Genomic DNA, 10,226 nt, shown 5'->3' on the forward strand with positions numbered 1-10,226 from the left:
CTGGCTCTATCGGCTTCAATACTGGCTCCAGCGGCTTGGTCACTGGCTCTATCGGCTTCAATACCGGCTCCAGCGGCCTGGTCACTGGCTCTACCGGTTTCAACACCGGCTCCAGTGGATCCAACACTGGCTTCAGCGAATCCGTCACTGGCTCTAATGGTTTTGTTACTAGCCCCGTCGTATCTTTTATCGGGTCATGCAGGGTACCATCAGATTTTGTCCCCCCTCCTATTTTGGAAGGATCCTCACACATTAATGGCAGATGACCCGTTGTGATTTTTTCAATTTCCTTATCCATTTCCTTCAGCGGCAGCAAGCCCAAGTCTTGTAATACCTTTATTGTGTCTGGCTTTTGTGGATTTGTTTTCCCTGATAACGTAGTCAGTGTCAATTGTTCTATTAAACTATCAACCGATTTCATATAATGAGCAGCCATGACCACATTTTCCATGCCAACTTCGGGTATCGTCTCTGCCGCGTTAATACAAGCACCAGTAAATGAAATAGCTGTTGTATCAACCGTCATATTTTTTACGGTCACCGGTCCATTTGCTTTTAAGCTAATGGATACTGCCCCCGTAGGTGTGTCAATTTGCTTCGTTAATCGCATCCCATAAATTGTTGCAGATTGATACTGAATTCTGAGCATTAGCTGCCCGTTTTTCTGAGTCGTCTCTTGTTTGACAATTGTTGCATTCATACCGGAGCCAACCACTCGGTCCGCCTCGATAATAAATCCGTCATCGGTCGACTTTTCAGCGGCGAAAACAGGATTACCGAGAGAAGGTAAGGTCAGCATCAGCAACAGAATACAAAAGCATAATAGAATAGGCTTTCGTTTCCACCACATATTTTCTCCCCTTTAAACAGAGTGTGTTTTCTCCAATCCGCTTGGAGGTGCTGTCTTCGCTTTTACAGGTTCAAGCCGCCAGGCCATTAGTAAAGCCCCGCCAATAATTCCGAATAATGTTCCAAATAAGAACCCTCCTAGAGCACCAATAACCGAGAGAATTGAAAGGAAAATTGTAAAGATACCAAGTATCTTGGACGCATTCGGAAAAAATAACGCGACGATGCCAATTAAGGTGATGACACCTCCGAATAATAAACCAATTATGGCAATTGACCCCGGTAAAAAGGTACTTAGATATAGATTTAACGGCACCCATAAGATCATTAACCCACTTACAATTGTAAGGATGGAGCCCCACAGAGGACGGCTTTTGCGCCATTTTCGAACTTCCATTATCTTTAGATCCCCCTCACTAATTCTTGTTAATTTTTTCAACAGTTAAGCGCATTCCGTTCATATTAATTGTTTTTTGAAATAGATAGTGAGTTTTTAATTTTGCATGTTCTAATATAATCGTTGAGGACGTCTGCCTAAATTGTTTTTGCCAGTCATCACTATGCTTTTCTTGTAAAACTAAGTTTTGGAATTTGGCGTTTGCTTCTATCAATCCGGCATCATGCTGAAGACCAGTAATTTGGACAGGCTTTGAGGCAGTTATTTTGACACGAATCCATTCTCCGCCCACTTTAAAATCTTTGTATAATTGAAGATTATCGATGGTCAGTGTTTCAATTAAGTTTGTTCCTTGCGGTGCTGAATCTGAAGAACTTGTTTCGCCCATTTTAGGATAGAAGGTATAATTATTCCCTACTAATTTATCAAACTCAACATAAAAATCCCCCACACCTGCGATTGGAACCGCATAAGCAACACCTGATATTCCAAAAGATACTAGTAGTAATGCTAACGTCAATACCCCCGCGGTTAGCGCTGACCAAAATACCTTTTTGCTAGTGGTACCCTCTACAAGCTGCATTGAACTTTCCATCAAACCCCTCCTATTTTTGAAATATTTAAATAATATATCTTTTACTAAGCATACAATCCTTGTTTCATCACAGCAATTACGGAAAATATCGTGTAAATTTAACCCCCCCGTCAAATGTCGGGGGTCACTATTCCACTACGGACATATTAGAAAGAGACATTACGTACTATTTAAAAAGAAAAGAATGAGGGTGAAGGGTAATGAAGCATAAAATAGATCAGCTTTTATTAAAAGGGCTTTCTCTTCTATTTGAATATAAGGAACCGTTTTTAAAACGTTGGAAACAGCAGCTGACAAAATTAAACTTTCAAAATGACAGCCTAGCTAGAAAATTTGAAGCGATTATTGAGATGTCCTTCCACAAGGCTGCCGACTATGAAAAACTTAATGTTGATTCCTTTATCTTTTCACTATTTTCAGAGTGGCAGGCGCAGTTTTTTAAAAAGGAAGAGGAATATCAGTCTATTTATCTTCTTACTACGATAGAAAATCTTTTTCATCAACTGTTAGCTGAAAAAACTGTCACCACTTTTTTAGACCATCAAGCCGTACAGTCCTTCTTTTCAAGAGTCCTTGATCAAACCTTTATTACCCAGCAAGTTGAAGCACAAAATCATAGATGGTTAAAATCCATCATCTCAACCAATATGGTCCCGTTGAAATGGGTAGCAGTGGTGAAAAAGGAACAGTCCGATTATCAAGTCGAAGCCGTAGTCTGTACGGAGTCGAATCCAGTGGACAACCACTTACTTGATATCTGTACAAGTTTAAAGGCGGTAGAAATACGCCACCTTTCGTTAGCGATTCAAAAATTAGTAGGTGTCAGTACTGGTAAAGAGAAAATTGTCCAAATACCATGTCTGAATGATTATCTCCTTATTAGTACAGAGGAGTTGCTTACCGAAGAGCAGATTTCTTTTATCAAGGGGATGTATTTACGCCAGTTAAAGCTTCAACAGCTTGAAAGTAAATTGGAATGGAAAGATGCTTCACTGCTATTTCTACAACATTTACTTCGTACGAAAAGTGCGGACGATGCCGTTAATGCGATTACTAGGGGACTAGTGGATTATATGCCATTCAAGCGCTGTGCCTTATTTTTATATAACCACTATGTAGATAAAGGCATAGGTGTTTCGGGTTATAATGTAAGCGATTCCACTATTCAACAAATAAAAGAGGGGATCTATACTCTTCCCTTAATAGATAAATACTTTTATTCCCTAAGTCATTCCCAGCCGCTCTATTTCCCGTATGCACTCGATATTTTGCCGAAAAGATATGTCCAAGAATACCAGCTTAAATCACTGGTTGTCCTGCCTATTTTCGTGCCAACGAATAGCAAGTTACTTGGGGTTGCCCTGTTAGACCAAGGGGCAGATACATCATTTGAGGTCTTGCCTGAAACAATGACGACATTAATTAAATTTGGCCAATATGCTGGAGAGCTTTTATATTCGATATGGGATGAGGCACTACAGCAATTCGGCGGTCCGCAGACCATTTTAACTGTTCGGGAAAAAGAAGTTCTGCAGTTAATTGCTGATGGAGCTTCCATTAGTGAAGCAGCGGCTAAGTTACATCTTAGCAGTTATACCGTACGGGATTATGTATCCGCGATTATTCAAAAGTTAGCTGCAAAGAACCGGACCGATGCAGCCGTAAAGGCGATAAAAATGAAATTAATATCCTAAACGGGCAATATGTGCCAAAAAAATCTAGTTGCCTTTCTTGCTAGGTAAAGATAAAATGAACAATTAAGAAAAAAGCAAGGGAGGCGGATTAAATGTGGAAAGAATTTAAACAATTTGCCATGAAAGGCAATGTGATTGATCTAGCCGTTGGGGTGATCATTGGCGGGGCATTTGGGAAAATCGTCTCTTCGCTTGTCGCCGATATTATTATGCCAATTGTTGCGTTGTTACTAGGGAGAGTGGACTCCTTTGCAGAACTTTCGTTTCTCGGCTTAAACTACGGGAAATTCATCCAGTCGGTGGTTGACTTCTTTATTATTGCATTTTCTGTTTTCCTATTTGTAAAGTTCATTAACCGTTTTAAAAAGAAGGAAGCACCAACGGAGGTAGTGGTAAAAGTAGAACGTCAGGAAGAGCTGTTGGCGGAGATTCGTGACCTTCTAAAAGAAAACCAAGAATTTTTAAGAAAAAATGAAACATCTTGACCACTTATACGTATATCTTAATAAGGAAGTCAGTGACTAAAGACTTTCTATCAAATTCATTTTGAGGTGAAGATTTTGTATACACAAACATCTACTGAATTTATGCCTTCCGTTTTAAGGACGTTTGCACTTTCATTAGCAATTGCCTTCTTAGGGACGATGGCAGGGGCATTTGTCGTTCCGCCTGGATTGTTTATGCCATTAATGATTTTAGAATTTATTATGTTGATAACCGCCTTTTTCTTTAGAAGGAGAAAAGCTGTTTCTTATGGCTTTTTGTATATCTTTACTTTTATCTCAGGGATTACCTTGTATCCAATCGTAGCTTACTACCTGTCGACTTCTGGAGCAAATGTAGTCGGCATGGCATTTGCGAGCACGACTGTAGTCTTTACAGGAATCGCCATTTACGCTGCAAAGTCCAAACGTAATTTTTCTTTCTTGGGTGGGTTCTTACTGGCAGCTATCTTAGCATTAGTAGCCATTTCAATTTATAATATCTTCTTCCCTTTAAGCTCAACAGGACTGCTTGCTTACTCATTTGTCGGTGTTTTAGTTTTCAGTGGTTATGTTCTTTTCGATATCAGCCGAATGAAGCACTACGGTGTAAGAGCAGAAGATGTGCCATTGATGGCCTTAAATTTATATCTTGATTTTATCAACTTATTTATCAGTATTCTTCGCATCCTTGGAATTGTCTCAAGCAGAGACTAATCAAACAGGAGTTTGGCAAATTGCCAAGCTCCTGTTTTTTTCTCTGTTCGATAACTGATGCTCCATACTCATTGAAAAAATTCATCGTTCCGCTGCGCTTGTAACCATTCCTTTCATAAAAATTGAAACCCCAATCTTCTTACAGATCGTTAAATAATGCATGAGAGCCAAAAGAACTGCTCCTGTATTCATCCCGACAATCACCCCATTCATCTGCCAATCGTGTGAGGATCCAAGCCATAGGATTAAAGCAAAAGAGATGATCGTTGACCAAATAATATGAAAAAACAACTCTTTCAACATATCAAGACCTATTAAGAAAGCTTGCATTGGCATGATAAAGAAATGAAAGAGAAAAAACGGCCAGAGCAGCTGCAAATAGACAGCAGATGTATCCGACTTAAAAAATAGAGAAGTTAATTCTGGAGCAAAAAAGTAGAAAATTGCCACTGCAGGGACGCCATATAGTACCGTAATCTTCATCACCTGCTGGAGCATTTTTTGCAAGGTTGCATAATCCTTTTGTGAATTGGTCTTAGAAACGGCCGGAATCAGGACGATCATTAACGAGTGCGCAATAAAAGCCGGGAAAAATCCAATCGAAGCCGCCACCCCCATCAGCATGCCAAATTGCTCAGTTGCGAGAGTGCTCGATACTCCAGAGTAAACCAAGGCTCCCTTTATCACAAACGGTTGAACGGCATTCATGACCGCTGAAAATAGCCGCAGCCCTGTTGTTGGAATCGACACAGCGATTAGGTTTTTCCGTACCCCTTTCCGGTTCATATTAGAGAAAGGCTTCCGTTTTAACTGTTGAAATTGAATGATAAACAAGTAAAACAGATATAAAAACATCACAACTTCACTGCCAATCAGGGCGCAAATAGCAATTAATAAGGAGGCCTCCGCATCATATTCGAAAAAGCGAAAAAGGATAAACAAGCCTACTAGCTGGAACGCCTTACGAAGGAAGTTGGAGACCGCTATTTTCCCCATTTCTTGGACACCCATAAAGTAGCCTCTTGCCACAGAGGTGAAAGAGATAACGGGGATTAAAATCAAAACCAGCCATCTGACATATGGATGGTAATTATCAAATACAGAAATAAATGGAAGCAGCGCAGCAGCTGCTAAAAATAGAATACAGGTAAAAGTGATGGTAATAGTCATAGCATGGTAAAGAATCGTACGGTGATACCGCTGCTCTCTTTCAGCAATGAATTTTGAAATGGAGACTTGTAATTCAAAGCTGGATAATAATACCAGTAAAAAAATGGATGGAAGGATTGTCATATAAAGTCCCAGCCCATGTGACCCCAATTCTCTTGCCAAAATCATATTGATTAGAACCTCAATCATTTCACCCAAGAAAGCAGAAGCAGCTAGAAAAAAAATGCCTTTATAATAAATACCCAATTTGCAAATCTCCCTTACTCTTATCTCTTTTACTAACTTATGAGACAAGTCCTTTGAATAGTAGGAGAAATTTTTTAAAAAGAAAAAGGACTGGTGGAACCAGCCCTTTTAAGCATTTGATGATATTATTTGTTTCCCATCACTTTTTTTCACCAAGTAAGTGGTGAAGAAGATAATGAACAGTAATAGTAATTGGGGTAAAGTGGTTTCATATGTTGGATAAAGCCCAAGCCAGTCAATAAATGGTAAGCGTTCCACTGTAGTCGTCGATAGTACATCTGAAATCTGCAGTGCATGGATACTGATTCCTAAAATTTTAAACGCTAAGAAGTAAATTAAGATGGTTGCTGTTCTAAAGAACAAGCGAATTGGAATTCTTACACTGTAATGAATAATGGCAAAGCCAGCGATTACTAACACGACAAGAGCCAGACAAATCCCCAATATGAGCTCTGCTAAACCTATATACGGAGTAATGCCGGTATAGAAGATAATCGTCTCAGCACCTTCACGAAAGACCGAAAGAAAACTGATAATAGCAAAGGAAAAGAGACTTCCTTTTGCGATTGCCTGCTGCATTTGCTGATTTATGTATTTATTCCAATTTCCGATACTTGACTTATTATGAAGCCAGGCTCCGACCGTCAGCATCATGACGACAGCAACTATACCGGTAATCCCTTCAATATACTCCCGGCTTGAAGCAGCCACAAATTTTGAAAAGACGATATTAATAATGACGGCTAGGACGGCACTGGCCAAGATACCGGCAACTACTCCTGTCCAAATCCACTTTTGCTGGGAGGATTGACCCATCTTTTTTAAAAAGGCAATCAGGGTTGCGACTACTAATAATCCTTCCAACCCTTCACGCAATAAAATAAGGGCGGCATCCCAGAATGAGTAACTTGTTTTACTTAATAACGGAGCAAGCCGATCTTCTAGGTCCTTAACAATATCGATTGCTTTATCAGCATTTACATTTTTAGAATCTAAGAGACTGATGGCAGTTGGTACCTTCGTTTCAATATCGCTGTACAAACTGCTGTCCCTCGTTTGGACATCTCCCTCAACTAATGGCCAGATCGTAAGGATTTTATTTAACTGTACACTAGAATCTTTATATTCATTTTTAGCGATGGCCTTTTCGGCATTACCTAACAATGTCGCTAAGTCTGTTAAGGAATAATCACCTTGAACTTGGTTCGATACTTTACCCGCAAGAAAGTTTTCTACTTCTACTTTTAGTTGATCTAAGTTTTGTCCAGCCTTATCTAAATCGGCTGGTTCCTGTGTAATCGCAATTCTTATGAGAGCTGTGTATTTTTCAATGTTTCCATATGCAGCAATACTCTCATCGTGAACCGCCTTCTCTGAAGCCGTCCACCCATTCATTAATTTTTGATATTGAAGCTTTAATGATCCGGTATCACCTTTTTTTACCGAGGCCTCCATAACAGAAATAAGCGGAAGCAACTGCTTTACCTGCTCTTTGCCTTTTTCTTTATCTTTCGGATTTTGTTCCTCTTCATATTGGACGACTGCACTAGAAAGAGCCGAGAGGCCTTTCGAGAGTGCCTCTTTATCGACGCTGTCCTTAGCTAGTAAACTTTGAACTTCTTTTAACTCTTGGTCAACATCTTTGGCCCGTTCGCTGCCAGCCTTTTTAATGGACTGCCACTCGCTTGCAAACTGCTCCATATTTTTGGCTACGACTGCCTGCTCGCCATCCTTTGCCTTCATTAAACTATCACCAATTAGGACGAAAAGTTCATCGCTATTTTCTGCCGCCTTTACAGGAAGGCTCATTTGAAAAAAACTGATTAACATTATAATTACTAATAAAGGCTTCCAATTTAATTGCTGCATAATCTTCTCTCCTCAACCACTAGTTAAATAGTGTCTCTCCGATAAAACCGCCCTCTTTAGTACCTGGTAAACAAGCAAAAATGGCACTTCCACGGTGGGAGGTATATTCGTTTAATTTATCCATTTTAGCTAACCTGTTCTGTATGGGGATAAATTGTTTACTTGGTGTCCGCTGGAAGCATAGAAACAAAAGACCTGCATCAAAGCTGCCTGTTTTCAAATCCATTCCGTCTGAATAGGAATAAGCACGGCGGAGAATCTGCTGAGAACCATCTCCATGGGACAATCGTACGTGGGAATTAGCAGGGATTACATCTTCACCTGTTTCTTTCTTTTGGGTGAAATCAGGTTTATCAAATTCATTCTTTTGCCCTAATGGAGCACCACTATCCCGGTATCGCCCAAAGGTGTTTTCTTGCTCCTTTAAATTGGTTCGATCCCAGACCTCAATAAACATTTGAATCCGGCGCACTACAAGGTAACTGCCATTAACAAGCCAATCCGGTCCATCACCCGGCTGAACCCAAATATGCTCATTAGACTGTTTTTTACTATCAACATCGGGGTTTACACTGCCATCTTTGAAACCGAATAAGTTTCTAGGTGTTTCCTTTTTAGGGTCCGCTTGTTTCGTCCGCTGAAAACCCGTTTGCGCCCAGCGCAATGTTGCTTTCCCTCTAGCAATTCGAACTAGATTTCTTACCGCATGAAAGGCTACCTGCAAATCATCGGCGCAAGCTTGGATACAAATATCTCCACCCGACCATTCCTCTTCTAACGCATCGAGCGGGAAAGCGGGAAGATCAACCAATTCCTTCGGCTGTTTGTGTCTTAGCCCAAATCGGTCTTGATTGTCTTTTACAAAAAGACTAGGACCGACCCCAAATGTAATCGTCAAATTGGATGGTGACAGTCCTGCCGCCTCCCCAGTATCATCTGGAGGTAAAAATTCATTGCTAGAAAGCCTGCCGACTGATTTCCCCTTTGTCATTAAAGCTGAAGCTCTGGTCCATTCCTTAAATAGTTTGGATAAGTCTTCCCGCTTAGATGTCGTTACATCTAAGGAAACAAAATAAACATGATTTTGTGGTTTTGTCGTAATACCGCTCTGATATTCACCATAAAAAGGAACAATCTCTTGATTCGACTCAGGGCCCGATGCCTTACTTTCCTTTAATGAAAGAACACTGCCGAGACCAGATGCTCCTAGAATGACTCCGACACCGCCAATTCCGGCGGTTTTCAGAATGTCTCGTCTTGATACCTTTTTTTCAGTTAATGCCTCTAAGTTGGTTGGATTGTTTGGCAATTAAGACGCCTCCGTAATAATACCTATTTGTGATAGTGGTTCTGCTAATGCATCAATGGCCTGGCTGAGCTCTTTTACTTGCGCTTCCGACAATTCTGTATAAAGCTTGTAGCCATCACCGTTTTTATGCTGGTTTAATAAACGATAAACATCATCAAAACGAGCCTGAATCTCTGTTGAAACGTCTTTGTCTTTTTTCTCTAGTGCCGGTTTAAGCAGCTGATAGATCTTCTCCGCTCCTTCAACGTTTGCGGCAAAGTCATAAAGATCTGTATGGGAATAGCGATCCTCTTCACCTGTTACTTTTGAAGTGGAAACTTCATTTAAAAGGTCAACAGCTCCGGTAATTAATAGATCGGGCGTCACTTCTACTGTATCTGCTTTAGCACGTAACAGGTTTACATCTTTCATTAGCTGATCAGCCATTTGTTCATACCCTTTTGTCGTGTTTTCCATCCATAAACCTTTTTCAATCCGATGATATCCGCCCCATTCAGCCTCGGGAACATCCCCTTCACGTGCATCAATTTTAGGATCAAGGTCACCAAAACTTTCGGCGATTGGTTCCGCACGCTCATAGTGCATCCGAGCTGGTCCATAAAGCTCCTTGGCTTTTTCAATTTCGCCATTTTTAACAGCTGCGGTAAAAGCGTCTGTGGCCTTAACGAATTCTTCAATCTCGGAAATAGCATATTGCCGATATTCAGCCGATACACCTTTTAACGATTCCGTTGATGTATTTTGAGTTTCCTTTGCTTTTTTTGTACTCGAGGCTTGATCCGAATTGGAACAGCCAAATAATAGACTGCTAGATAATAAAACAAGTCCAGATAATGTATGTATTTTCATATATGAATTTCCTCCAAATAGAATAGTAGTGAGAATGATTTTCATTATT

Annotated in this window: 9 protein-coding genes and 1 pseudogene; 3 read left to right on the plus strand and 7 right to left on the minus strand. The window is 40.3% G+C overall.

The annotated features are described in order from the left end of the window. The 3 genes and pseudogenes from V7077_RS15605 to V7077_RS15615 all read right to left on the minus strand — a co-directional run. Nucleotides 1-850, minus strand: a pseudogene (locus V7077_RS15605) (hypothetical protein); the annotation flags it as partial. Between the two features lie 12 nt (nt 851-862). Then, nucleotides 863-1,246, minus strand: a complete 384-nt coding sequence (locus V7077_RS15610; RefSeq protein WP_335503486.1) for a DUF6114 domain-containing protein — start codon at nt 1,244-1,246, stop codon at nt 863-865. Nucleotides 1,247-1,265: 19 nt separating this feature from the next. Beyond that, nucleotides 1,266-1,841, minus strand: coding sequence for a DUF6230 family protein (locus tag V7077_RS15615; protein WP_335503489.1), 576 nt, complete (start codon nt 1,839-1,841; stop codon nt 1,266-1,268). 200 nt (nt 1,842-2,041) lie between these two features. On the opposite strand from V7077_RS15615, the gene V7077_RS15620 reads away from it, so the two are divergent. From V7077_RS15620 to V7077_RS15630, 3 genes are all read left to right on the plus strand, one after another. Next, on the plus strand, nt 2,042-3,535 hold the full coding sequence (locus V7077_RS15620; protein ID WP_335503492.1) for a LuxR C-terminal-related transcriptional regulator: 1,494 nt from the start codon (nt 2,042-2,044) through the stop codon (nt 3,533-3,535). A 92-nt stretch (nt 3,536-3,627) separates the two neighbouring features. Next, nucleotides 3,628-4,020: a large-conductance mechanosensitive channel protein MscL gene (mscL, locus tag V7077_RS15625; RefSeq protein ID WP_335503495.1), complete on the plus strand. Its 393-nt coding sequence runs from the start codon at nt 3,628-3,630 to the stop codon at nt 4,018-4,020. 102 nt (nt 4,021-4,122) lie between these two features. Beyond that, complete coding sequence (locus tag V7077_RS15630) at nt 4,123-4,734, plus strand: Bax inhibitor-1/YccA family protein (protein WP_335503541.1); 612 nt, start codon at nt 4,123-4,125, stop codon at nt 4,732-4,734. A gap of 81 nt (nt 4,735-4,815) precedes the next feature. Here V7077_RS15630 and V7077_RS15635 read toward each other — a convergent pair whose 3' ends face one another. From V7077_RS15635 to efeO, 4 genes are all read right to left on the minus strand, one after another. Further along, complete coding sequence (locus tag V7077_RS15635; protein ID WP_335503498.1) at nt 4,816-6,150, minus strand: polysaccharide biosynthesis protein; 1,335 nt, start codon at nt 6,148-6,150, stop codon at nt 4,816-4,818. A gap of 108 nt (nt 6,151-6,258) precedes the next feature. Continuing rightward, nucleotides 6,259-8,019: an FTR1 family iron permease gene (locus V7077_RS15640; protein ID WP_335503501.1), complete on the minus strand. Its 1,761-nt coding sequence runs from the start codon at nt 8,017-8,019 to the stop codon at nt 6,259-6,261. Between the two features lie 19 nt (nt 8,020-8,038). Next, on the minus strand, nt 8,039-9,328 hold the full coding sequence (gene efeB / locus V7077_RS15645; RefSeq protein ID WP_335503505.1) for an iron uptake transporter deferrochelatase/peroxidase subunit: 1,290 nt from the start codon (nt 9,326-9,328) through the stop codon (nt 8,039-8,041). Continuing rightward, nucleotides 9,329-10,177 (minus strand): iron uptake system protein EfeO, encoded by an 849-nt coding sequence (gene efeO / locus V7077_RS15650; protein WP_335503508.1) that lies wholly within the window; start codon nt 10,175-10,177, stop codon nt 9,329-9,331. It lies immediately after the preceding gene. Nucleotides 10,178-10,226 lie beyond the last annotated feature (49 nt).

The sequence above is a fragment of the Neobacillus vireti genome, assembly GCF_036962465.1.
GTDB classification, from domain to species: Bacteria; Bacillota; Bacilli; order Bacillales; family Cytobacillaceae; genus Neobacillus; species Neobacillus vireti_B.